General features: G+C 47.3%; 20 protein-coding genes and 1 riboswitch. Of the genes, 8 read left to right on the plus strand and 12 right to left on the minus strand.

The genetic code is table 11. From position 1 onward, the window contains the following. Window positions 1-308: 308 nt before the first annotated feature. From F1381_RS19165 to F1381_RS19175, 3 genes are all read right to left on the minus strand, one after another. A complete protein-coding gene (locus F1381_RS19165; RefSeq protein WP_151736444.1) occupies window positions 309-1,730 on the minus strand; it encodes a flotillin family protein in 1,422 nt (473 codons plus the stop codon). A 21-nt stretch (window positions 1,731-1,751) separates the two neighbouring features. Beyond that, entirely contained in the window at window positions 1,752-2,294 is a 543-nt protein-coding gene (locus F1381_RS19170; protein ID WP_484549337.1) for an NfeD family membrane protein, read from the minus strand. Window positions 2,295-2,440: 146 nt separating this feature from the next. Further along, window positions 2,441-2,630, minus strand: a riboswitch (cyclic di-AMP (ydaO/yuaA leader). A gap of 386 nt (window positions 2,631-3,016) precedes the next feature. After that, window positions 3,017-4,654: a catalase gene (locus tag F1381_RS19175; protein WP_151736446.1), complete on the minus strand. Its 1,638-nt coding sequence runs from the start codon at window positions 4,652-4,654 to the stop codon at window positions 3,017-3,019. Window positions 4,655-4,996: 342 nt separating this feature from the next. On the opposite strand from F1381_RS19175, the gene F1381_RS19180 reads away from it, so the two are divergent. Genes F1381_RS19180 through F1381_RS19200 form a run of 5 tightly spaced genes read left to right on the plus strand, consistent with a single transcriptional unit; the run spans window position 4,997 to window position 7,312 of the window. Beyond that, a complete protein-coding gene (locus F1381_RS19180; protein WP_151736447.1) occupies window positions 4,997-5,239 on the plus strand; it encodes a spore gernimation protein GerQ in 243 nt (80 codons plus the stop codon). Window positions 5,240-5,252: 13 nt separating this feature from the next. Beyond that, a complete protein-coding gene (locus tag F1381_RS19185) occupies window positions 5,253-5,639 on the plus strand; it encodes a spore coat protein (protein WP_151736448.1) in 387 nt (128 codons plus the stop codon). Next, the gene (locus F1381_RS19190; RefSeq protein WP_151736449.1) at window positions 5,636-6,772 is read left to right on the plus strand and encodes a zinc-dependent alcohol dehydrogenase; all 1,137 of its coding nucleotides are present in this window, start codon (window positions 5,636-5,638) and stop codon (window positions 6,770-6,772) included. The genes F1381_RS19185 and F1381_RS19190 overlap by 4 nt, the downstream gene beginning before the upstream one ends. Window positions 6,773-6,803: 31 nt before the next feature. Beyond that, window positions 6,804-7,004 (plus strand): hypothetical protein, encoded by a 201-nt coding sequence (locus F1381_RS19195; protein ID WP_151736450.1) that lies wholly within the window; start codon window positions 6,804-6,806, stop codon window positions 7,002-7,004. A gap of 11 nt (window positions 7,005-7,015) precedes the next feature. After that, complete coding sequence (locus F1381_RS19200) at window positions 7,016-7,312, plus strand: spore coat protein (RefSeq protein WP_151736451.1); 297 nt, start codon at window positions 7,016-7,018, stop codon at window positions 7,310-7,312. A gap of 144 nt (window positions 7,313-7,456) precedes the next feature. Here F1381_RS19200 and baiCD read toward each other — a convergent pair whose 3' ends face one another. Beyond that, window positions 7,457-9,397 carry a bile acid Fe-S flavoenzyme BaiCD gene (baiCD, locus tag F1381_RS19205; RefSeq protein ID WP_151736452.1) on the minus strand — a complete coding sequence of 647 codons (1,941 nt, stop codon included), beginning with the start codon at window positions 9,395-9,397 and terminating at the stop codon, window positions 7,457-7,459. 155 nt (window positions 9,398-9,552) lie between these two features. Continuing rightward, window positions 9,553-10,137 (minus strand): TetR/AcrR family transcriptional regulator, encoded by a 585-nt coding sequence (locus F1381_RS19210; protein WP_151736453.1) that lies wholly within the window; start codon window positions 10,135-10,137, stop codon window positions 9,553-9,555. Window positions 10,138-10,379: 242 nt separating this feature from the next. Here F1381_RS19210 and F1381_RS19215 point away from each other — a divergent pair, with 242 nt between their 5' ends. Continuing rightward, a complete protein-coding gene (locus F1381_RS19215; protein WP_151736454.1) occupies window positions 10,380-11,123 on the plus strand; it encodes a suppressor of fused domain protein in 744 nt (247 codons plus the stop codon). Window positions 11,124-11,207: 84 nt separating this feature from the next. Continuing rightward, complete coding sequence (locus tag F1381_RS19220; RefSeq protein WP_151736455.1) at window positions 11,208-11,810, plus strand: TetR/AcrR family transcriptional regulator; 603 nt, start codon at window positions 11,208-11,210, stop codon at window positions 11,808-11,810. A gap of 72 nt (window positions 11,811-11,882) precedes the next feature. Here F1381_RS19220 and F1381_RS19225 read toward each other — a convergent pair whose 3' ends face one another. The 5 genes from F1381_RS19225 to F1381_RS19250 form a co-directional block, all read right to left on the minus strand. Further along, complete coding sequence (locus F1381_RS19225) at window positions 11,883-13,826, minus strand: NAD(P)/FAD-dependent oxidoreductase (RefSeq protein ID WP_151736456.1); 1,944 nt, start codon at window positions 13,824-13,826, stop codon at window positions 11,883-11,885. 256 nt (window positions 13,827-14,082) lie between these two features. Next, window positions 14,083-15,147: a hypothetical protein gene (locus F1381_RS19230; RefSeq protein ID WP_151736457.1), complete on the minus strand. Its 1,065-nt coding sequence runs from the start codon at window positions 15,145-15,147 to the stop codon at window positions 14,083-14,085. A 186-nt stretch (window positions 15,148-15,333) separates the two neighbouring features. Then, the gene (locus F1381_RS19240; RefSeq protein WP_151736459.1) at window positions 15,334-17,355 is read right to left on the minus strand and encodes a right-handed parallel beta-helix repeat-containing protein; all 2,022 of its coding nucleotides are present in this window, start codon (window positions 17,353-17,355) and stop codon (window positions 15,334-15,336) included. A 231-nt stretch (window positions 17,356-17,586) separates the two neighbouring features. Further along, window positions 17,587-18,423: a class I SAM-dependent methyltransferase gene (locus F1381_RS19245; RefSeq protein ID WP_151736460.1), complete on the minus strand. Its 837-nt coding sequence runs from the start codon at window positions 18,421-18,423 to the stop codon at window positions 17,587-17,589. Window positions 18,424-18,609: 186 nt separating this feature from the next. Further along, window positions 18,610-18,870: a hypothetical protein gene (locus F1381_RS19250; protein ID WP_151736482.1), complete on the minus strand. Its 261-nt coding sequence runs from the start codon at window positions 18,868-18,870 to the stop codon at window positions 18,610-18,612. Between the two features lie 390 nt (window positions 18,871-19,260). Between F1381_RS19250 and F1381_RS19255 the strand changes: the two genes are divergently transcribed. Further along, the gene (locus tag F1381_RS19255) at window positions 19,261-20,028 is read left to right on the plus strand and encodes a hypothetical protein (RefSeq protein WP_151736461.1); all 768 of its coding nucleotides are present in this window, start codon (window positions 19,261-19,263) and stop codon (window positions 20,026-20,028) included. 102 nt (window positions 20,029-20,130) lie between these two features. Here the strand turns inward: F1381_RS19255 and F1381_RS19260 are convergent, their stop codons facing one another. Both F1381_RS19260 and F1381_RS19265 read right to left on the minus strand, forming a co-directional pair. Continuing rightward, a complete protein-coding gene (locus F1381_RS19260) occupies window positions 20,131-20,439 on the minus strand; it encodes a hypothetical protein (protein WP_151736462.1) in 309 nt (102 codons plus the stop codon). A 150-nt stretch (window positions 20,440-20,589) separates the two neighbouring features. Next, a complete protein-coding gene (locus F1381_RS19265) occupies window positions 20,590-24,123 on the minus strand; it encodes an alpha-amylase family glycosyl hydrolase (RefSeq protein ID WP_151736463.1) in 3,534 nt (1,177 codons plus the stop codon). Window positions 24,124-24,661 lie beyond the last annotated feature (538 nt).

Below are 24,661 nucleotides of genomic sequence, written 5' to 3' on the forward strand. Positions count from 1 at the left end.
CTTGGTCCCATAAAACAGAGAACCCGCGCTAGGCGCGGGCTCAAATGGGACTATGTTCTTGTCCACCGACATTTCTTGCAGTGTCATACACCACATAGCTCGATTTTCGTTCTGTTTTTATATAAGTTCCCCTTTCTTGCAGTAAAAAAGCAATTCGGATTTAATCCCTGCACAGTACGAGCATCTACGTAAGTTGAACTTATGCGGTTGAAACGCCGTATACCGAACGGTACGTACGGTGGTGTGATCGGATCATAGGTCTAAAAGTTTTTGTCCGCTGTTCGTGATCCGGTCTAAAAGTTATAGTGCTACTGCTCTTTCCCCCGGCCGAGCAACCCGCTAAGTGCCTCTGTCACATTCATACCGGTAAGCGTTTGAGTCAAATCAGGAACCTGCGCCATGATTTTGGCAATGTCGCCGGTAATTCTGTTCACACCAGATGAGGCTCCATCCTGGGAAATCACTGTGATCTTATCGACCTTGGCCAGCGGGGAGGCGATTTTCTCAGCCAGTTCAGGCAGAATCTTCAGGAACTCCACGGTAAGCGCGGCTTGCGTGAACTGTTTATACGCTTCGGCTTTCTTCTCCAGTGCCGCCGCTTCTGCCGCTCCAGCCAGCTCAACAATTTCTGCGCTCGCCTTCCCCTTCGCCAGCTCAGCTTCCGCCGTTGCCAGCCCGCGTTTGGTCGTCGTGGCTGCCTCTGCTTCCGCCTCAAGAATTTGTTTCTGTTTGGCCGCTTCCGCCCTCATAATTGTTGCCTGATTCTCCGCCTGGGCAGGCTTGATTACGGTTGCCTCCAGTTCCTTCTGTTTCAGCTCAATTTCGATTTCCCGTACGGTACGGTTCGCTTCCGCCTCCATCTGTGTGATCTTGACCTGCTCGGTAACCAGTGACTGTTTGATTTTATTCTGCTGCAATTCATAGGCAAGGTCCGCCTGTGCTTTTTTTACTTCGGTTTCCAGCTTAAAATCTGCCTGTTTAATGTTCAGTTCCTTCTCGAACATGGATTCCTTGGCGCGGGCGGCAGTTCCCGCTTCGATGGTGGCCTGATGCGCTATGGCTTTTGCAATGGAGGATTCCTTCTCTGCCTCGGCCTGCTTGATCTGAATGTCGCGTTCCGCTTCCGCCTTGGCAATGCTGGCATCGCGGCGGATTCGTTCGATTTCCGGAACCCCCATGTTATCAATGTAGCCTTTGTCGTCGGTAATTTTTTTAATAGTGAAGCTGACCACCTCAAGCCCCATCTTGTCGAGGTCCTCCGAGCACGTCTCCCGCATCTTACTGTTGATTTCGTCAGGAGTCTTCAGAATGGATTCCACCGTTAATTGCCCGATCAGACCGCGCAAATGGCCTTCCACCGAATGCAGGATAATCGTCTCGCGGTCTTCTTCCGGCCGGTCGATAAACTGCTCGCTGGCCGTCAAAATCGCAGTAGGATCACTTTTGATCTTAATCTGGGCTACAGCCTCCAGGTTGAGCTTAATGCCCTGCCGGGAGAACATCGCCTGCGCCGGGATGACATCGAAGCTCATCAGCATCATGGAGATGGTCTTATTATTCTGGAAGCCGGGAATGACGAATGTCCCGCCCCCCTGCACCACTCTTTTGCCGCCGAGACCGTATACAATCATCGCCTGATTGGGTGGAACCTTTTTATAAGCATTCACAATACTGAACAAAGCCAGCAGAATAACAATAACAATGGCAGCAATGAAATAAAGTGTTACCATTTGATCGACACTTCCCGTCTTTTATAATTGTTCGATTTGCCTATCGAAGAGAGTCACAGCCGCTATCCCTTTATCCACCTTCAAAATAATCACTCTGTCTCCCTTGGCGAGCTGCTGGCCCATTTCTGCCCGAACTCCAATGGAGCGCATCGTTCCATGCAGCACATATTTCATTTCCCCGACTGCTCCATCCCCTGCAGCAATGCTGATGTACCCGAGTTGCCCCGTCTGTTCATATTCCGTTTCATTCATACTGTTGTCATACCGGATCATCACCCGGGCCAGCACTATATACATCAGACTGCCGAGCAGCAAGGCAACTATGGTGCAGAGCAGCATCACAGCAAGCATAGTCATTTCGCTGAACCGGGTAAGCGCGTAACCGGTGCCTCCCCAGACCGTGATAAAAACCATCAAAGGAAGTATAGGCATAAATCCCGGGCCTCCAGCATCGCCGCCCCCTATTTGCCAATGACCCGTCAAGCTATGTCCAAAAAATGTGCCGCTAAGCAGAAGCAGAAATCCAACCCAAAAACACACGAAAAATATAGGTTCTATAAAAATCCCTCCTCCCTAGCATAGATAAAACATCGACACTCTTATTAACGTTGTTATAGGATTTATTGACTATTTTCCCTGTCTGCACGCACAGCAAAAAGACCACAGAAGCGGCAGGGCTCTCCGTGGTCGGTTAATCGATCATGGCGCTCATCCTCTCTCTTCAAGGCTTACGGGGTTAGCTGACGGATTCGGGCAGCGAGATTGCCCTACCTTGCCTGTGTTCGTTTCTCAAACACACAGCAAGGATTCACCCCAAGTGAGCGGCAGTAATCCTGAGCAAAAACCGCACTCACCATTGGTTCCCCCGTTCCCATACTTGGAATTCAGCCATTTGAGAACAGTTATATTTCATTCAGTTGCTGATTGAATCTTACTCCTGTCACTATTCATTGTAAAACGGAGGCGATGGCAAAATAATCCAAACACTCGTCTTTACCTGCAGTGGTGACGCTTTCTTTAGCCTCATTCTTATCCGGCCGATGAATTGCTCAATTTCCCTCCGATTCTCGCATAAGATCCACTCAGATATAGTAAACTCTGAAACACCACGAAATTCGGGTTCGGCATCAACGAGCACAACACCGTCCCCGTTTTCGACAACCCATACATGATACGGCATAACCATCCAAGATTAATTATCCATCATCTCACCAAAAAGGTTACCCTTCTGATGCTCTTACGAGTCCATAGGGTAACCTTTATTATGAATAATCTGAGATTCGATATTAATATGGATCCGCTTCGTGGCTTTTTTTTATGGCATCTTTTACCGCTTGATTTGCATCGATCGAACCTTCGCCATATTTTGAGATGCCTGCTTCACGACCTGGAACATTGTTTACTGTTTTCATTTGTTCAATTCCCTTCATTTTGCTTTCAATGCCTTCCTTCACACGCCGACCGTAGTCTTCATCGGCTTGCGTGAAGTGTTCAATCATGGCCTCCTGAATGCGTTTATCACATATCGCAAGGGCCCCGGACAGATTGTCAATCAATTCCTCTCGTTCCCAATCTTCAAACTGACGGTACGTCTCACCCGCTTGACCATAGTTGTTCGGACGATCGATAGGTTCACTCATCACAGCCGCATTGTAGGTAGGACGGTGTGGGGGGCGCTCTGCTTTACTTGCTTCTTGAAGGCCGCCAACCATGGATGGTTCATAGTTAATATGCGGGCTTTCTCCAGATTCCTTCGGATTGCGGGTATCCATTTGGCCCCGCTGTTGGTTCGTATGCACAGGCACTTTCGGTGCATTTACAGGCAACTGTAAATAGTTCGAACCAACGCGGTAACGCTGGGTATCGGAATAGGAAAAGGTACGGCCCTGTAACATTTTATCATCGGAGAAGTCCATTCCATCGACAAGAACTCCTGTCCCGAATGCGGCCTGTTCAATTTCTGCATGATAATCCACGGGATTACGATCAAGAACCATTCGACCGACGCGTCGCCAAGGAAACTTATCTTCCGGCCAAAGCTTCGTATCATCAAGCGGGTCAAAATCGAGTTCCGGATGGTAATCATCCTCCATGATTTGCACGAAAAGTTCCCATTCCGGAAAATCCCCTCGTTCAATAGCCTCATATAAATCTTGCGTTGCATGACCAACATTTTTTGCCTGTATAGTGTCAGCCTCTTCCTGGGTTAAATTGCGGATTCCCTGCTTAGGCTCCCAGTGATATTTTACAAGCACCGCATCGCCTTTTTCATTTACCCATTTATAAGTGTTTACACCAGAACCCTGCATATGTCGATAAGTCGCGGGAATCCCCCAGGGCGAGAATAAAAATGTTATCATGTGGGTAGCTTCAGGTGTACGGGAAACGAAGTCAAACATCCGCTGTGGATTAGATACATTTGAGGCTGGATCCGCCTTAAATGCATGAATCATATCGGGGAATTTCATCGCATCGCGTATGAAAAAGATTTTCAAGTTGTTTCCCACTAAGTCCCAGTTCCCGTCCTCCGTATACATTTTCACAGCAAAGCCGCGTGGATCTCTTGCCGTCTCCGGTGAATCCTTCGCCCCCGCAACGGTGGAGAATCTGACCATTAACGGTGTTCGCTTTCCGGCCCCGGAAAATACCTTCGCCCGTGTATACTTCTCTACCGGCTCGTTCCCAACTTTCCCATAAGTCTCAAAGTATCCAAACGCTCCCGCACCACGGGCATGGACCACCCGTTCCGGAACTTCTTCCCGATCGAAGTGAGAAATTTTTTCGATAAAATGATAATTCTCAAGTGTAGCCGGTCCCCGATTACCAACGGTTCTGATATTCTGATTATCCGTTACTGGGTGTCCCTGACGTGTCGTCAAGGTTTCCCGGTGTACGTGTTTTTGTTCCTTCTGTTCGTCAGACATGAAAGTGCCTCCTTAAGTTTTATTATAATATTAGCCACACCTGTTAAATTCATGTATCTTTGATCGGGAAATATATATTTCCTGATATGAATTCCATAGCTATATCTTTACATCTACGTATAATAACAAGTCATAGTCGATTTAATTCTCGGGCAAACAGTATGTTTTAAAGTTTCGAGCGATTGTATCCTGCCATGGGATCGACCGTTATGCCTTCTTATCGTTTTCACAATTGAATTAGTATTTAAATCTACAGCGACTAACAACGTGTTGTCCATTCTAGAATAGAAATCCAATGCGCAGGAAAATCTAACTTTGATGAAAGGAAGGGATAATTACTCAATGAATATGCCAACGCTAGCGCCACACGAATCGATGGAACTGCATGAAGCGTTAAACTTCAAAACGCTCTGCCTCGCTAAGTCAAAACTTATGCAAGGCTTGGTCTTTAACCAAGAGCTGAAAGCGTTAATGCAGAAGGACGTCATATTATCCACGCAACAGATCGCCGAGCTCCAGGCCATCTATGCAAGAGCTCCATTCCAAGCGCCTGTTCCGAATAGCCCAACGCCTATCACTCATTAAAAGGGGAGCGCCCATGAACACCGATTATTTAGACCCGATTAATGCACTTAATATGCCGGAGATGGCAGATATGACTTTTGCCATGGACTTCCTTATTCGTGCCAAGGAAGGTGTGCGAAATTTGTCCATCGCCCTGACGGAAACGGCTTCTCCCGATGTAAGAGCGCTGCTGCGCAATCATCTTATGCAGGGGATTGCACTGCACCAAGAAATCACGGAGCTTATGATTCGCAAAAAATGGTTCCATCCTTATGAGCTTAACGAACAGTACCAACTCGACCAGCTTTCAGCCAAAAATACGGTGATGATCGCGCAGATGAATTTGTTCCCGGATGATACGTCGCGTAAAGGGATGTTTGATCGGACCCCAGATGAACATATTGGAGGACACAACGCATGAAGGCGGTAACGTATCAAGGGATTAAGAATGTCGTGGTCAAAGAGGTGCCGGACCCAAAGATTGAGAAGCCGGACGATATGATCGTAAGAGTCACCAGTTCTGCCATTTGCGGCTCGGACCTTCACTTGATTCACGGGATGATCCCTAACCTTCAGGAAAACTATGTCATCGGGCATGAACCGATGGGGGTTGTAGAAGAAGTAGGCCCTGGAGTGACCAAGGTAAAGAAAGGAGACAGAGTGATCATCCCTTTCAACATCGCTTGCGGAGAATGCTTCTATTGTAAGAATCATCTGGAAAGCCAATGCGACAATTCTAACGAACATGGGGATATGGGTGCATATTTCGGCTACTCTGGAACAACCGGTGGTTATCCTGGCGGGCAAGCCGAGTATTTACGGGTTCCGTTTGCCAACTTTACTCACTTCAAGATTCCCGAGAACTGCGAACAACCGGACGAAAAGCTTAGCTTGATCGCCGATGCCATGACGACAGCATTCTGGAGCGTAGATAACGCCGGCGTCAAGAATGGAGATACGGTCATCGTGCTCGGATGCGGTCCGGTCGGACTTCTGGCCCAGAAATTCTGCTGGCTGAAGGGAGCAAAGCGGGTTATCGCCGTTGACTATGTCGATTACCGCTTACAGCATGCGAAGCGAACAAACAATGTGGAAATCGTCAACTTCGAACAGGATAAGAATATTGGCAACCATCTCAAGGAAATGACCAAAGGCGGTGCCGATGTCGTGATTGATGCGGTAGGAATGGACGGCAAGATGAGCGATCTTGAATTTCTGGCCAGCGGTTTGAAACTGCAAGGCGGCACCATGAGCGCATTTATCATTGCATCTCAGGCTGTCCGTAAAGGCGGGACCATCCAAGTCACTGGGGTATACGGCGGACGCTATAACGGATTCCCCCTCGGCGACATCATGCAGCGCAACGTGAATATCCGCTCCGGGCAAGCCCCGGTCATTCACTACATGCCGTATATGTATGAGTTGGTCACGTCCGGCAAAGTGGACCCTGGAGACATTATTACTCACGTCATTCCGCTCAGCGATGCCAAGCGGGGTTATGAAGTGTTCGATACAAAAACGGACGATTGCATTAAAGTCATCTTAAAGCCTTGAATATGGATAGATACATGGGAGGACAACCTGAATGAATTCTAATTACGCTTTGCATGAGATGCTTGAGGTCCGTGAAATAGCTGCGTTTAAGACGGTTTGCATAACGAAATCTAAGACCATGCAAGCTCTGGTAACCGACCCGGAGCTCATGCAATTTTTGCAACAAGATGCGACATTATCACAACAGCAGCTTCAGGAACTTGGTGGAGTGCTATCTAAAGTAACTGTATAGGAGATGAAAAAATGAACCCAATATTAGAACACTTGACAGGTCTTCATATGCTGACCGATGACGTAATCGCAATGGATCTTTTGATGAATGCCAAGAGCAGCGTCAGAAACTACGCCATGGCTGTGACCGAATGTGCTACCCCCGAAATCAAGGATATTTTGATGAAACAACTCGGCGAGGCTATTCATTCCCATGAAAAGATAACAGACTATATGATGCGGCGGGGCCTATACCACCCCTACCATATTCCGGAGCAAATTCAGCTTGATCTGAAAAATATTCAGACCGCTGCGAACATTCCGTCCTGACAACATATTCGCCCAAAAAATGCGCAATATCACCAGGGTTCAGGCGCGTGCGTGGGATAAAGTTTTATGTCAACTGTACCGGCAAGAAGGGGCTGCCCCTAAGCCATGAAAATGGATGCCTGGGACAACCCCTAGTTTTTATTCTTAAATTGCTCTAGCAACTTCATGGGCTTCGCTGACAGCGTTCAGGGCCCTGCGGGCACGCACCGCATCTCCGATGACGTGAAAAGGAATATGCTTTTCCTCGCAATGGTTCTGCAGAGATTCATAGCTTCTTGATTTCGCACCGATAGCAACCACAACAGAATCGCATGGATAGTGTTCCTTATGCCCAGGATTAGTTTCAATGATTACACCTTGCTCTATGATTTCCAGGCACTTGGTGTTCGTGAGGAGCTGAACTCCAGCGTCCTTCAAACTTTCCATTACACAAATGGAACGTAACTCACCTAAATCTTTAGCTACTTTATCTTGCATTTCGAAAACAGTAATCTCCGTAGCTTTGCCGTGCAGGTACTCGGCGACCTCCAACCCTACTAAACCACCTCCAATAATAACTACTCTTCCGCCAACCTCTATTTGCCCTGATAACACCTCGTGGGAATTTGTGACCATTGCGCGATCTGAACCGGGAACCTTTAGCTCCATCGGAGCTGCACCTATCGCTATAATGACTTCGTCGGGTTTGATTTCTTCTAAGATTTCTGTGGTAACAAGAGTATTCATCCGGATTTCAATGCCTTCTCGCCTCACCTGTTCACCGCGAGATAAGGCTGCTGCCTTCATCTCTTCTTTCCTAGGCGCTTCGCCAGCTAAGGCAAACTGACCTCCCAGTGTGCCGCCGGATTCACAAACGATCGGCTCATGGCCTCTACGTTTTAGAACCATTGCTGCCTCCAGGCCGGCTATCCCTGCTCCTGCAATGAGTACTTTTTTTCGCATGGCAGCAGGCTTCAGTTTGTATTCTACTTCTTTACCTAAGGCCGGATTTCTCAGGCATGTAATGAAGGGTACATCTTTCGAAACAAATCCATCATAGCAGCCCTGATTACAGGCTACGCACTCTACGATATCCTCAGTTTTTCCGCTATAAGCTTTGTTACAGAACTCAGGATCAGCCAGTTGAGCACGGCCAATGACGACCATATCCGCTTGGCAACCTGCGAGAATTTCTTCTGCTTGTTCTGGCGCATTAATCCGCCCTACAGCAACAGTCACCATCCCCGTTTCTCGGCGGATATGAGCGGCATTATCTACATTAAACCCTCTGTGAAGGTCGATCGGTGGAACTTCATATTTAATTGCAGCTGATGAAAAATTGCCTCGAGATACATCGAGCACATCAACGCCAGCAAGCTTTGCCATTTTACAGAACCCAATGACCTCTTGAATAGTAAGACCATTATCCAAGTAATCATCATGTGCACTAATACGCATAAACAGTGGCATTTCGTTTGGAATATTATGCCGGATTGATTCAATACACTCAATAAGGAAGCGGGCCCGGTTTTCTGGATTTCCACCGTATTCATCGGTTCTGCGGTTAAAAAACGGGCTTAGGAAAGAGTGTGGCGTGTAATTATGGCCCGCATGGAATTCAATGGTGTCAAACCCTGCCTGAACAGCCCGCCGAGCCGCTTGGCCAAATGCAGTGGTTACTTCTTGTATAGTCTCAACAGTTGCTCCGGGAATCGTATATTCTGTTCCGGGTATAGGTACAGAACTTGGAATCACAAACATGCTCTCAGGATCACTGCCTACTGCCATACCTCCCAGCCACAACTGTATCCCGGCTTTTCCTCCGGCTGCATGGACCGCATCGGTTAGACGCTTCATTTCAGGTATGTATTTGTCATCCGCGATGGATAAAAACTTCTTCGGAGCGGCCGGACCGTAGACTGAACATACCTCTACAATATTCAACCCACAGCCGCCTTCTACCCTGGCCACATGATAATCAATGAGCTGTTGAGAGACAAAACGATCCTCCGTAGCCATTTTGGTACCCATAGCCGGGAATATAATGCGGTTCTTCAGTTCCAGTCCTCTAATCTTTAACGGGCTAAAAAGCGTTGGATATACCACCTATCATGCTCCTCTACTAGTTAATACAAGATCCTCTTTGTTGTGATAACTTTCACAAATATTAAAACGAGGTCTTTATATCTACTATATAAGAGAAATGGCATGTAAACAATACGTTTAAAACAAAGTGTTTGAATTTTTACCGAACTTGTAATTTATAATGACTTCACGGAATTAATAACAGCTTTGATGTAGTTCATCCGGGTTTCTTTATCCTCTAACCAGGATCTATCAAAAGAAGCGATACTTTCGGATTCCGTGGGGTAATTGACTGATGAAATAAATATCAAATATTTATATTGGTTTATGAATTTATCTTCGGACATCAGGCCTCCCATTGCTTGCTGGAGCAGTCCACCAATTTCCTGAGAAATATTTACAACCATTTTTGAGGTTGGATCGGAATCTGCTGATTCCAAGGAATGCGTATAAATAATCATATTGCCAGGATATTGTAGTGCGTATTCCATAATCTCGTTTGAAGCTAACAGAAGGCGTTCTTCGTCAGTGTATTCATCGTTTTTTAAGAAAGAGAGCACACCTTGTGAATTTTGAATATAGAATTCCTTGACCAGCCTGAGCATTTCTTCTTTAGACCTGAAATAGTAGTTGATGGCACTCACATTAACATTGGCTTCTTTGGCGATGGCCCGGATGGATATATTGCAGCTTTTTTTCTTTCCCATTAAATACAGTGCCCGATCGAGTATTCTTTCTTCTACATTTTTAAGTTCTCTCAACAAACGTCCCCTCTTTCAACCTTAATACGCAGACAATAAAAAACAACCGAGTATCCATCCCCAGTTGTTTATTATGATCATAACATATTCTTGTTTCAGTATCACACAACATTCAATCGTACATCTTCCGGCAATTCGAATCGAAAGACCCATCGCTCCGGGGGGATGCCTTTTGGTATACTTCCAAGTGAGGTTTCAAACCTCCTAGAATCAGGAATTTAATCACAGAGGAGCGCAAAGACATGAACTTTTTCAAAAAACTGTTTGGCGGCAAAGAAATGGGCAAATCGGAAGACGGCACCACCATTTACGGCTATGACGCTCCGGATGAGCGGCAGCTTACGCCTCCCTCCGAAATTTTGTACATGGATGAATTAAACGACCATTTTAATAAAGTCTTTCCAAACCGGGAAACCGGCGTGTTTCATGAACTGATTTCAGACATCGTACATATCGATGTGAACATTATGGAAGCTACACCTGATGAGCCATACCGCGTGCTGTACACTAATGGGATGAGCGATCTGCCGATGACCCTCCCGCAGGAGATCCGTGAAGAGTACAAGCATCTTGAACGTTCGGAGCTGATGATGTTTCTGCCGGCGGACTGGCCGCTTACGCAGAAGGATTTTGAAGCGGAGGAGAACTACTGGCCGATCCGGCTGATGAAGATGCTTGCCCGGTTCCCGCATATGTATCAGACGTGGCTTGGATACGGCCATACCATCCCCAACGCGGAGGATTACGAGCCCTATGCGCCTAACACTGAGCTGTCCGGTGCGATCCTGATTGCTCTGCCGGAAGAGGTCAGCACAGTCCATACGAAAGATGGCAATCAGGTTCAGGTTTATTTCCTGGTTCCGCTTTACCGGGAGGAGATGGAATTCAAACTGGAGTCCGGTGTGGATGAACTGGTTGCCAAGCTGTCCGAGCTGCCCGGTGATTTTCTCGTTCTGAATCCGAATAGACCCAATGCTTGTAAATAACTGCCCGGTTTAGATTTCCTTTGCCCGCCTGGTGGCGTATACTTAATTCGTATACTGCATAGGTTTGCAAAGGAGGAGACGCCTTTGAGGAAGCGCGGGGCGGTTGGAGCGGAAAGCAGACAGCGGCTGCTGGAGGCCGCAGTGGAAGAGTTTGCTCATAGAGGATTTCATCAGACCAAAATCAGCACGATCGTAGCCAAGGCGGGCGTAACACAGCCTGCTTTTTATTTGTATTTTGCGAATAAGGAAGCCGCATTTGCCGAATTGGTAAATGAGTTCCGGAGAGGATTTACGGAGGTTGTCCGGCAAAGCCATGTCCCGCCTGGCAAGAATCAGGGCGACCTGAAGTGGTCTGTTGTGGAGGGGCTGGAGCAGATTTATCATTACCTGGGGAGCCACCCGGATCTGACGAAGATCGGACTGTTCGAAGCTGCTGAAGCGACGGAGATCAAGGCCGAGGTAGCCCGGCTAATGGAACAGAATTTGATTGAGGAGCAGCAGGCGGGGTATTTCCGGCAGGATGTGGATACGGAATTTTTTGCCGAATCGCTGCTTGGCATTGTGGAACGCTTAACGCTGATCAAGCTGCTGCCGGGGCTTGAAAGCCCACTGACACTGGCGCAGCAGACACAGGATCTGTTTTTTTACGGGATTTTGGATGTGGCGAAGCGCGGAGAGAATACATAATACACTAAAACCGGGGCCAGCAACTGGCCCCGGTTTTTGCAATCAGGAATGCTATCGTTTCCGCTCTTGGGATTATATCGCATTGGCGGCATAGAAGCCGGAACGGACGGCAGTACCGACCTTGCCGATTTTTACACAATCACCGATCAGGCTGGTTTTGTATCCGTAGCGGGCTTTGATCTGCTCGGCGACGAGGGTGTTCTTTCTCATGCCAAACGCATTGATGATGGTATCAGCTTCCAGGAAAGCCTTGGTGCCGTCTGCTTGCTCGGTCCACAGGCCTCCTTCCTCGAAGGAGAGCACTTTGTGACCGCCAAGAATACGGACGCCGTACTCCTCCAGCATAGGCATAAGCGCGGCACGATTGATATACATGACATCCTGGGCGGCTTCAGGGCGCATCTCGACGATGGTAATCTTCTTGCCTTCCATGGCCAGCTCCAGTCCAAGATCGCAGCCGGTCAGGCCGCCTCCGGTAATCACTATATGACTGCCGCGAACCAGCTCAGGCTGCAGATGTGCTTCAATGGCGCCAATCACATGGCCCATGTCAATCCCTGGAATCGGCGGAACCAGCGGCACTGCTCCCGTACCGATCAGAATATGATCAGCCTCTTCCAGCACAGCATCATCCGGTGTAATCTCCGTGTTCAATTGTACCTTCACGCCAAGCTGGCTGAGCTGCCGCTCATACCAGCGGATCAGGCCGCGCAGCTGACTCTTGAACTCCGGCGTTGCCGCACTGGTTACCTGCCCGCCGATGCTTGCTTCCTTCTCGAACAGCGTAACGTCGTGGCCCCGAAGTGCTGCGACGCGGGCTGCCTCCAAGCCGGATGGACCGCCGCCGATAACGACAACCTTCTCAGGGGCTGCCGCCGGGCGGATGGCGAACCGCTTCTCGTTGGCTGCCTGGATGTTGACTGCACAGCTGATTTTGGTATTGCGTTCGATGGTGCGGCCGATACATTCCTCATTGCAGCGGATGCAAGGACGGATGTCATCGCGCAGGTTATAACGCAGTTTATTCGGCAGTTCGGGATCGGCGATCAGTGCGCGGCCGAACATGACAAAGTCTGCGTTTCCGGATTCGATCAGCTTAACAGCGCTTTCCGGCGTATGGCTTCCCGAGTTAAGAATAGGGATGTTTACAACTTTACGGGCGGGTTCGCACATGTAATCCATACAGGCGTCACCCAGATAAGCCGGAGGGAAAATATAATCGATCCGCTCATACGCCCCGGCATCGATATCGATGGCATTTACACCCGCACGCTCCAGGATTTGCAGCATCTCTAAGCTGTCCTCTACGGTCCGGCCGCCCTCGAACCGGTGATCAAGCGCAATGCGGAACAGGATTGGCATGTGTGGGCCGACGGCTTCACGGATGGCCTGCACGATCTCCACGGCAAAGCGCATCCGCTTCTCTGTGCTGCCGCCGTATTCGTCCTCACGATGATTCCAAAGCGGTGACATGAACTGATCGATCAGGTAACCGGCATGGGCATGAATTTCGATGCCGTCGAAGCCGGCTCTCTTCAGGCGGGCAGCCGAGCTCTTGAATTGCTCCATAATGACGTGTATCTCCTCGACGGTCAGCGGATGGCAGATCACACTGGGGTCAGCGAAGGCAGGGATGGCGGACGCTGAGACCGGTGGCTTGTCGGAACGGTCGATCAGAGCATTGCGGCCTGTGCCGCAGCTGAGCTGAGCGATAATCCGGGTGCCATGCTGCTGTACGGCATCGACAAGATCAGTGAGCAGCGGAACGACATAATCTTTTTCCACGATGCCTTCAAGAACGCCCTGGGCTAAATCCTCAGTCAGAAATTGGGCGCCCAGAATGATCATACCTGCGCCTCCTCTTGCCCGCTCTTCATAATAATCAATTTCATCCAGTGAAATGCGCCCGTCCGGGCCGGCGGAGTTGGTACCCATCGGGGACATAACAATCCGATTCTTGACGTCCATGGTGCCGATGGAGAAAGGAGTGAACAGCTGTGCATACGGTTGATTCATGATGATGGCCTCCTGGTGTTGATAGTATGTTACTGGCGAGTAATATAATGAATGTTAATATAGTAATCCTTTAAAAACGAGTAGTATGTGAAATAAGTCACTTAATAAAGTGCGGGATTACGTACAATACACTTTTACTCAACAATGCGCATACTCACAGGACAGTTGACTGCTCCTCTGCGTTGTCTACCAGCGGTACCTCTCCCAATGAGATGCAATTATATAATAAAATAAATAAAAAAATATCGCCCAATTATCAATTCATTGGACGATACCCTTTACATAAAAGCAACAGACTCTCTGCAGCACTCCGCTCCAACTCAATTATGTCTTCCAGTTTGGAACGCAACTTATCAAGATCATTCTGGTTGAAATTGATACCATTCATTCTATTCATTTCTAACAGGTAATAACTTCTGTTTTTGAATACTTGCCACTTATTCTGTAGATTCAAAAAAGTTTCATCAACTCTCGAGATATCCAGTCCATAGCTTTCTGAAATAAGCTGAGTCAGTTTTTTGTTACGCTCATGAAACTGGCAGAAAGAGAGAATTCGTGCCTTAAAATGGTTTTCATCTTTTAAGTTGAGGAACAAATGATCAAATTCTTCCAAATACTTAGTTAGTGCATCCAGTCCACTGTAATAATATAAATCATAATTTTCATTATAAATCTGACCACCACGTAATGTCATTTCCAGTGAGTTTATTACCTGTGATAGTGTTACTTGGTGTTTAAATTGTTTTACTGACTTGTTTGTTCTGCAATAAGAAACATTGATAGATTTTCCGATACTCAACAAGTATTTGCTTGATAAGTCGACAGAAGTGAAGGGAATGCTATAATAGTCCATCCTCCCCATAGTTATACAATCCTCAATTGCATGATAACACTCATCTTTATCGCTATAGCCATATATAAAAGCAGGGTGAACCATATGGGATGTCTTCGCATTCACACCAGAAGGATAAAAAAAGCGGTCGATAGTAAGAAACACAAAGAAACCAAGATCAAGATTTTCTTGTATAACCTTCTGTACTTGATCGTTAAATATATCGTATTCGTATGATTCTCTGTATATTAAGTCAGTAAGTATGCCTAGCGAATATTGGATTTTAGGAAAGAACGCACCATGATCCAACAATTCTCCTTGTACAGCTTCAGAACTATAAGGTTGATCTAACACCTTTTTTAAATAAATTGCATCCATATAACATGGAATATTCTTGAATGATTCATTATCACTGATAAGCATAGCTATCAGGTTGTTTGAGATACAATCTAACCAAAGATCATTAAAAGGTTTGATCGCTCTATCCATAACCCCAAATTCCCTCCCGAAATAAAAAATATGCCGTACGTTTTGAAATCTCGGCAAGGTCAAACGTCAACAGCTTGTCTCCAGCTTGTACGTAGTCTCCCGTCTCCACATGCGCTTCTAAAAACAACGGCTTTGCTGTCCTCTTGGGACAGTGAAGCCGTTGTTTTTAATTTTTAGTAATTCTGTTTACAGAACAATTTTCAGCGGACTGTTGTCAAATATCTCAAATGGTCCGGGTGTTACATTACTTTCCGGGCGCAGCTTATGAAAGAAGTCGCGGTCGAAACGGTAAGAAGATCCATCCGGCTCCTCATAAAACATCTCAGCGTGATAGCTTCTGCCGAGAAGATCGGTTGTGACTACCGCATTAGCAGCACGCATGATTTCAGGGTTATGAACATACACTTGTACCCTGCAGGTAGCCGGGTCGATTTCGATTTCGATCCCGCTGCTGTCATAAACCTTTGCACTCGATTCATGAACACTGGGCACCGCGCCTTTCAAATACAGATTGCCCTGTATCGTAACAGGGAGTGCCATCTTATCGGGCTGAAATAGCTTTCCGGATTCCTTTAAAGCCGCAATTTCTTCCTTGGAATAATCCCACCACCGCTTTTGATGAGTACCCGGGTAATCGTTGTAGCCGCCCAATCCGGCAGGATGGAGATAACAGCGGGAGTTATCCGGTACCCCGTCCATCACAGCGTCACTGCCGTAAGCCATATCCTCCCTCTCAGTGAGCGGAAGGTGCTCGAAAAAGGTCATAGGCAGCGGTTCTTTGACCGGATCGTCATCACCTATAAAGATGTTATTGAAATACCTGTCGTCGCCGCCCGTGATGTTGCTGTATCCGGCAACCGCTGTCTCATGAGGCATATGGTAGGGAGTATAGCGGGTAAGCTCGGAGCGCACCACAAATCTGCCGGTAAACAGATTGTGAACAAACGCACCTCCTTGAGCCATATTGCGAAAATTCATAGGCGACAGGAACAGGTTATGATCTACCGTATAAGGGCCATGGCAGACTTCTACAAAGAGATCCTCGGACAGATTGTCATAAAAAATATTTCGGCTGATGCGGGTGCCTTGCGCCTGCCAATCCAGCCAAAGCGCCCGGTAGGAGCTATAGATGACATTCCCGCAAATCTGGGTATCCAGTGCGGCATGAAGTTTGATTCCCCCCACTTCTGCGCCGTGGAAAATGCGCTTGTGGTGAATATTAAAAATGCGGTTTTGGTAGATTCGGCTAAAAGCAGCACCTAAATGTCCAACGATCCCGGCCTGTTCACAATCATGAATGACGTTATTGCGGACAATATGGCTTCCGATATGATCTTGATGCCAATCTTTGCGCAATGCACGGAAAATAACCTCCTGCTCCCGTTGCGTTCCGCCTTTCATGCGATTGTTCGAGAATTCGTTCTGCCCGGTAGTTATTTCTTTGCCTAGGCTGATCCCGGTACATTTGGACTCGTTGATCAGGTTATTCTCAATAATCCAGCCTTTACTCCAATGGGGACCTATAAGCCCCTCTTGCAAAGCCGTTGGCGGGGCCCACTGGGGAGATGCCTGCCGGAGAGTAAAGCCCCTAACGGTAATATAGTTGCGGCCGGTCTTTTCGGGCCAGAAGCAATAAGGACGCGCATTGATTTCCACATTCTCTTGGCGGGGGTCCTTGCCTCCAAAGTTCGCCCAAATGGTGGTGGTGGTTGAACTTACTTCCGCATACCATTGCATCAAAGAGTCCTCCGCATATTTGGCCTGCGGCCAAACCTGGGGGCTGCGCAGACTGTTAACGCTTTCAACCTCATATAGAGATTTTCCGTCAAGATACACATCCCCAAGATGCGGCTCGAACGCACCATCAAACAACCAATCACCGTACAATTTAGTCTGATAGGGGTTGCGGATGACAAACAGACTGTTTGGCACCTCCGTCCTCCAGACACCGCCCCCTTCGTCTTTCCAGTCCGTTACAGGTTCGGCACCTGTAATAACCACTTCTCCATCTCCGGAAGACTGGTATACAATTCTCTGCTCCTTTGTTCCTCCGTTAGCCGGGTTAATCCATTCCCTGTAAACCCCGGCATGCACAGTTATGATATCTCCCGGCTCCGCTAATCCCGCAGCGCGGGAGATGGTGCGGAAAGGCTGTGTCTCCGTACCCGGCGATTGATCGCTTCCATGAATTGCAACATGATATTCCACTAAATAACCACCCTTCCCTTTGTAGCCTTCATAATCTTTTTACGTGATCCTATCTCAATCTTTTCAGATACAAGTTTGGCATATCAATGCACACCTTTAGATTATAATGCAACACTGAAGCAACGCCATTGATATTTACAGAACAATTGTTGATATATCCCGAGATGTGCCAAAAATAAATTTAAAGGGGATTGATATCAGTTGTTAAGACGGTTCCTCCCAATGGTGAAATTACAGCTTTTGCACAACATAGATGATATTCATTCCACAATCAAGAGTGCCCTGTAATTTGGTAAACGCAATTTCTCGCTCGACAATCAGCTTCCAGAAGTCTTGATCGTTGCGGGCATTCTCTATAGCAGAATCTCCGGCTTGTGTAAATAAACCAGCGGAGCTTCTCTCTAGAACGCTTACAGGAAACTGCGCAAATAATGCATCCAATTCGGTGCTTCGCATCATATGGACGTAATGCTTGCTTGCCACCGGATAATGCTCTTCGTCCTGAACTCCTGTATCCAGAATCCACTTTGTAGCTTCAAGCCCGAATTGGTCTTTCTCATACCTTATGCCATCAAGATAATATAGCGAAGCGCCAATGAGACTCATGGACCCGACAATCAATATTCCACCCGGTTGCAACACTCTCAGAAGTTCTTGTATCCCCTCTTTCTCTTTGTCCAGAAGATAATTGATTACGCCACCTATGCAGACCACGCAATCGAAAGCAGCATCTGCAAAAATACTCATATCAAGAACATCTAGAACATGGTATGACTTTATTCTATCCAACAGGGATAGCTCGCGCATTTTGGACTTATTGAACTCCAGCTGATGACTGGAGATATCGGCAACGGTCAATTCAGTACACATTGCAGCTAGATCCTTAGTATATCTTCCTGAACCCGCACCAACCTCCAGAACTTTATCGGTTCGTTTAACATAACGCTTCAAAATATCAAGATGTACTTCATATAAGAGCTCGCCATGCCCATCTCGTTCAAGCCGTGTCCATTCACGGTCACCATAGTTATCATACCTGCTTCTTGGAATTTCGGGGTTGTAGCTCATAAAAGCATCTCCTTATCATTTTTGGTTTGTTAGTCGGGGGAATGTCACTAATATCGCTTTCACTCATACAACCACCTCCTTGGAAACCGCTTGCAATTCATTATAATGGGATTTGTCAAAATTTACATTGTAAATAGACAAGAACTTGATCCGTAATAGCAAAAGCCCGCGCTGGGCACGGGCTCTTTATCTGGCAGATTTCAACCAAACCTTGTAGGCTATATCATGGGCTACAGAGCTTTGTGTTAACGGACTTGCGTCATAATTATAATCGGCCGGATCTGTATTGAAATAATACATTACATTGGTTACAACATAGAGCTTACCATTCCACAGGATTAACTCATCTTTTCTCGGAATAAAAGGTAGCGCAACCAGGTCACAAGCTTCAACTCGGCCCTGCGGTCCATCTTCGCTTAGCACAATGGCCAATTCAATAACTTTCAATTCCAATTCTACACCTCAATTCAGCTTCTTCAATCCCTTTAAAAGAATGGTCGTTTTCTGAATATCTCTGCCACGATCCACATACGTAACCCGATTAATAGATTTAATGGATCTATATGGTTTATTTTTCTAGCAAACTATATTACAATAATGGATATATATTCTACTTATGGTTTTGACTATTAACTCATGATGTTAGTAGTTTTCTCCTAACAGATATTCTTAAGAAAGTGAAAAATAGGTGAAGACTATTTCATAGACCATTTAAGAAGGAGGCAAACCTGATGAACTATCCTTGTCCATATACATAAGAGCAACAACATCACACCTAATGAAAATAATGTATCTTGCAAGTAATATTTAATAATAACTATACCAGGAGATGAAGTTATGAAATTTAATAAACTGGGATTTATCGGTTTGATGTTTGCCGCATTTGTTGTCAGCTCGAGCTCTGTTTATGGAGCTGAGCTTAATACTTATGATAGAACGGCACGAGAAATTCAGGCAAAGACAGATGCAGAGTTCGATGCATACATTGCCGAGTATGTGCACAATAAAGAAGAAAAAGGAATTAGCCATGATCAAATCGAAAGCGATTTGGCCAAAGTGGGTGTCGACTTAAGTTTTACAGACACAGACAATGCCATTCAACCATTGACGATATCTCTTCCTTCCGATAGTAAAGTGAGCATTTATACCACAAAACGTATTGGAGATTCTTATTACAGAATTATAGCCCAAGTTAATTGGGTATACACACCGATAAGCACTGGTTCCTTAGATCTTTTAAGTGTTGAATGGGATTACAATAGTGCAGATTTTTATAATTACACTACGGACAGTAATTTCAGTACACTGATGGATATCTCCCAAAAAAGCAAAGGAATCGTATTATTTAATGTAGAAGATTTGCGCATGTATTCAGGGGATTACACATACGCCGGAGTTTATGTGACCAAGAAGACCGGGGCTACTCAAGTGGAGTATAATACAAAGTTTGTTCATACGTATGATGATAAAGGAATTACATGGAGTGTAGGCGGGAATGTTGGCTACAATAAAGATGGCCCTTCTGGTGGAATGACTTTCACAATTACACCAACCAGTGCTACAAAATCGTGGACATTGTCAGACTGGAACCTTACGTCATTTTAAGCCAACGGATCATCTCTCTAGCGCAGCAATTATTTTCTGGTAACTCCCAGTATCGCCAAACCTGGAGGCTCCCTGTCGGGAGCCTGCTGCTTTTTTACCAGTCTATCCTTCAACGATATCTGCCTGCAGATCGGTCGCAATTTCAAGCATTTGGGGAACCACCGCTTCATGTGACACGGCCACATACAGATCTCCCGAGTACAGCCGAAAAGGGATTTGTGCTTCCCCAAGCTGCCACATGAAAAAATCTCCATTAATCGTCATAATGCTTTCCGGCCCTTTAACGGTAAGGGTATCTGAATACGAAAAGTCGGCTTTCGCTGCAAAGTACTCTTTACACTCATCCAATGTAATGGACGGCTCTGTACTATTTTCCTGCATTGAACGGGTGATACGAAAACGCTGATTCATGGTAATTATGCCTCCAAAGATTATACTATTTCACTTAGCGATGATTATTTTCAAATCATACCTTACCTTGTTGAACTGCACAACACCGCAACAAATAACCCCCTGCCTTTCCGGCAGGGGGCGCTATAGCTTGTTAATGGAACATTATTTCTACTTTAGATAAGTCCCGCTCACACCGATCCCGCCGCTGCCGTTCAGTACGTAGACTCTGGCGTTGCCTTTGCCGGAGCAGTTCAGCGTAATGGTGCCGCCTGTAACCGTCTTGGTATCTCCCGTCACAGCATCCACATAAGTTCCGTTCGGAATGCCCGTGAAGGTGGCGTTGCCGGAGATGGTGACCAGCGCAAAGCTGTCGATGCCTTTGGAGGTATCAGTATATCTTCGCTTGAAGGCCAGATTTCCGCTGACGTTCTCTGTGGAATATTGCCCCTTCTGCAGGGCTGGCACGGCTCTTCGGATCAGGTTGAGCTGACGGATGTGTTTGGCCAGCGGATGATTCAGTGATTCAGCGAGTGTGCCCGTAGCATTCGTATATCTGCCAAAATCCTGCACGGTAACGCTGCCTTCAATATGATCGCCGTAATACGCACGTCCTGTCGTACTGAGCGGCGCATTCGGGCCGACGTCAATCGCTTTTCCCTTCTGGAACTCGATCTCCGAGCCGTAGTAGATGGCCGGGATACCGCGGAAGGTGAACATCAGCGCCAGATTCTCAGCCCAGGTGTCCTGTGTTCCGGCAAAACGCTGATTTTCCGGTGCCTGGTCAGGGGCATAGTCGTGTGAATCCACATAAGTCACATTCCAGGTAGCATCATTATAGAACTGGTCTCCGCTGCGCATGCTGAATGCTTCCTGCGCTGTTTTGAATGCCCAGTGCATCGGGAAGTCGATCACATCCATGCCTGATTTCATCGAGTAGTCCGGGGTATGATAATTGTTGCCGATCAGAAAAGCATTGTTCGACGTCGGCTGGCCCGCCGTTGTGGAATTGTCAGCCCATTCCTGTTCGACGGACAGTTTGTTGGTGGCGTAGTCATTTTTGCCGTCGCCCGGGTAGGCTTTTGCCGATTTCCAGGTATAGAACGGTGTCGAAATCGCCGGAATGCCGCTGTTCCACACATCTCTGTACCGGGTAGCCACCTCCCCGAAGATGAAGAAATTGGAACCGCCTCTCTCCTTCCATGCCGGAACGAAGTATTTGTTGAAGATATAGCGGCTGACATGCTTCACCGTATCCACCCGGAAAGCATCCACGCCCATATCAATGTACTGGTTGTAGCTGTCGATCAGATACTGGTTGACCACCGGATTCTCCGTGTTGAGGTCCACGCAATCCCCGGCGATCTGTCCGGTCTGGACGGTGTACGACTCCCAGGAGAGGCTTTTTTCGGTGTGATAGATATTATTGTTAGTCTCGGCGGTCTTCATGAGGGCCAGTCTGGCCTGATACTGCTGATCCGGTGTCATGGTATCGTAATTGGCTGGCAGCTTGTTCGTGATTTTGAGCATGTTGGCGATTGTATCCGGCTTGCTGGCATCCTTCTTGAACATCGGGAACAGGTTCTCTTCTCCGAAGTTTCCGGTATGATTGACGACGATATCCTGTATGATCTTGATGCCTTTGGCATGGGCGGCGTTAATCAGCTCCTGGTAGGAGGCGCCGGCGGACTCGTATTTTGGATCGACTTTGGCAAAATTAATCGCGTGATAGCCGTGATAATCATAACCGCTGGCATTCTGCACCACAGGCGTAATCCAGATGGCACTGAAGCCAAGCGCCTTGATGTAATCAAGCTTTTGAATCAGACCCTTGAAATCCCCTCTCCAGGCAGGATCGGTATCCGGATTACCGGCCTTTGTATCATCCCAGGAATGGACGTTGTTGCTGGTATCGCCGTCATAGAAGCGGGAAGTCATCACAAAGTAGATCGAATCCTCGCGGAAATCCCCTTTGCTGCCGATGCTGTAGACGAAGCTTTGGGTCGTACGGTTGCCGGCGGCGTCAATGACCAGGAACTTCAGGGTAGTTGTTTTGGAGATCAGAATCTGCGGTCCGGTCACTCCGGCCAGTACATTCCCCGTAAGGTATACCTTGGAGCTGGTGGTAGGCTCTGAGCCATTATCGGTATAGTAGGCGGTTACGGCTGCGGCTTTGTTGTCCTTGATGTTAAAAGAGACATTGACCGCTGTGGCGGACTGGCCTACCGGCAGATTCGGCGTAATAACCGGCGGCTGCAGATCGGCGTTCAGGTCAATCACATAGGCGAAAGAGGCAACACTGCCTGCTACGCCGTCCGCATTAACGCCAAACGCTTTGATCGTCATGGAGGACGATACCTGAATAGGAGCAGTATATAAGGCCGAGGCTGTCGTAGGTGTAGAACCGTTGGTCGTATAGTAAATTTTGTCCCCGGTGTTGCTGCTCGTTAATGCAACCGTTTGTGCAACATCGTATGTTTTTGGAGCAGGCGAGACCGTAATTACCGGTGTCTTCAGCGCCTCCGGATTGGCGGTATACCAGACATTGTCTGTATAGTACCAGCTCTCTTTTACATTACGGGTTAAATCGCCCGTCTGTTTGCCGTTGCTGTCATTGAAGATCAGGCTGGTGCTTGCTGCACCCGGAATAGTATAGCTGTACCAGTCGTTCCCGTCTGCCGTCATCAGAATACCCGGCCAGGCTCCGCTGTTCGGTACCGATGACGGACTCAGGTTCCAGTAATGGATGCGCATGGCTGAATTCCAGCCGGACGGCTTTTTGACATGGACTGTAATGCCGGCTGCCGTTGCTGTAGGTGACGGTGTTACGGTTGCTGTAGGAGTTGCTGTAGGAGTTGCTGTTGGTGTCGCAGTCGGTGTCGGAGTTGCTGTAGGTGTAGGAGTTGCTGTAGGCGTATTCGTAGGCGTTGGTGATGCAGTAACCACTGGAGTAGATGTAGCAGATGGAGTTGCCGTTGGTGTCGTTCCGGCCTGGATCGTTACATAATCAATATTAATATTTCCGCTGTCGGTTGTATCGTATTTGTAGGTGATGGTATTGCTGCCGGCCTGCAGGCTGAGCGATTCGCTCTGTTCGCCCCATGTATCCCAGCTGCTTAGATTCGCAAGTGTGGTTTGCTTGATCTTGGTCCCGTTCACATAGACGGATACCGTCTTGGCACTGCCGCTGGCGTTCGCATAACGTAGGACAGCATTGTAGTTACCTGCAGCTGAAGCCTGTACGGTAAAGGCTGCGGCTGCACCGCTGACCGTATATCCTTCAACAAAGCCAGCCCCCGAGTAACCGGTATGGTTGGTGTTTACCTTGGCACCGCCGGAAAGAGCCGCGTTCTCCGCTTCGTATCTGCCGGTAGTGGGAACGGTTACGGTCCAGTTCTTGCCGCCGTTATTGTCCCAGCTGTCAGTTGGAGCGGTAATGTGATAACAGTACATCAGGGTAGCCCCTTCAGCGACGGTTAAATTGGCCGTGAAGGTCGTTCCGTTTCTGGTCATTGCGGTGTCTGTAGAACTCGACCAGTTGTTGGCCGTCCAGTGCAGGGTTACCGCCGTAGCCGTACTGTTGGTGTAAGTAACCGTATAATTGGTATTGCTGGCAGACGCACTGCCTGATGGAACAAACAAGCTGAAGCAGAGCGCAACAATAACCAGCCAGGAAAGAAAACGCCTCGTTTGATTTCTTAGCAAATAAACTACCTCCTGAGAAATGATTGAGTGTGATGCCACCATCGTTTACTGCGCAAACGTTTGCAAAAAAGCGAATAAAAGATCCTCCTGCTATTGCATCATTACCTGAACCAAACCATCCATCACCCCCATGGATTGACAGAAAAGCTCATTGTATGCGTTTGCACGGATAGGCTGAAATAAAGCGGCGACTGCCGCTTCTGATCCAATGAATTTTCCTGATTCCGATTATAGTATCCGGAAAGGAGCGCGGTCAAATGAGCTTTTGAGCTGTAAATCGGAAGTTTATATGGTAAATGCTTACTTTTTCTACGGATTATGCGTTCGGAAACCGGTTTCCTTGATTTTACGTCAAAATATCGTTTCTGTCCTGATTGACTGCTACTGTCGTATAACAAGGAACTATTCATAATGTGAAGAATTATAATTATAAATTATGCAGGCTGTCGAGAAAGTCTCGACAGCCTTCTTTATGGAATATTAATTTCACACGACACCGCGTTAATGTTGTATAATATAGGAAACTACTCATGAACGG

This window comes from Paenibacillus tengchongensis, from assembly GCF_008973665.1.
Taxonomy (GTDB): domain Bacteria; phylum Bacillota; class Bacilli; order Paenibacillales; family Paenibacillaceae; genus Paenibacillus_AQ; species Paenibacillus_AQ tengchongensis.

Excerpts from the sequence above, each read along its gene's own strand:
- F1381_RS19165 (WP_151736444.1), bottom strand. The coding sequence starts at position 1,730 with ATGGTAACACTTTATTTCATTGCTGCCATTGTTATTGTTATTCTGCTG.
- F1381_RS19175 (WP_151736446.1), bottom strand. The coding sequence starts at position 4,654 with ATGTCTGACGAACAGAAGGAACAAAAACACGTACACCGGGAAACCTTG.
- F1381_RS19180 (WP_151736447.1), top strand. The coding sequence starts at position 4,997 with ATGAATATGCCAACGCTAGCGCCACACGAATCGATGGAACTGCATGAA.
- F1381_RS19185 (WP_151736448.1), top strand. The coding sequence starts at position 5,253 with ATGAACACCGATTATTTAGACCCGATTAATGCACTTAATATGCCGGAG.
- F1381_RS19190 (WP_151736449.1), top strand. The coding sequence starts at position 5,636 with ATGAAGGCGGTAACGTATCAAGGGATTAAGAATGTCGTGGTCAAAGAG.
- F1381_RS19195 (WP_151736450.1), top strand. The coding sequence starts at position 6,804 with ATGAATTCTAATTACGCTTTGCATGAGATGCTTGAGGTCCGTGAAATA.
- F1381_RS19200 (WP_151736451.1), top strand. The coding sequence starts at position 7,016 with ATGAACCCAATATTAGAACACTTGACAGGTCTTCATATGCTGACCGAT.
- F1381_RS19215 (WP_151736454.1), top strand. The coding sequence starts at position 10,380 with ATGAACTTTTTCAAAAAACTGTTTGGCGGCAAAGAAATGGGCAAATCG.
- F1381_RS19225 (WP_151736456.1), bottom strand. The coding sequence starts at position 13,826 with ATGAATCAACCGTATGCACAGCTGTTCACTCCTTTCTCCATCGGCACC.
- F1381_RS19230 (WP_151736457.1), bottom strand. The coding sequence starts at position 15,147 with ATGGATAGAGCGATCAAACCTTTTAATGATCTTTGGTTAGATTGTATC.
- F1381_RS19245 (WP_151736460.1), bottom strand. The coding sequence starts at position 18,423 with ATGAGCTACAACCCCGAAATTCCAAGAAGCAGGTATGATAACTATGGT.
- F1381_RS19255 (WP_151736461.1), top strand. The coding sequence starts at position 19,261 with ATGAAATTTAATAAACTGGGATTTATCGGTTTGATGTTTGCCGCATTT.
- F1381_RS19260 (WP_151736462.1), bottom strand. The coding sequence starts at position 20,439 with ATGAATCAGCGTTTTCGTATCACCCGTTCAATGCAGGAAAATAGTACA.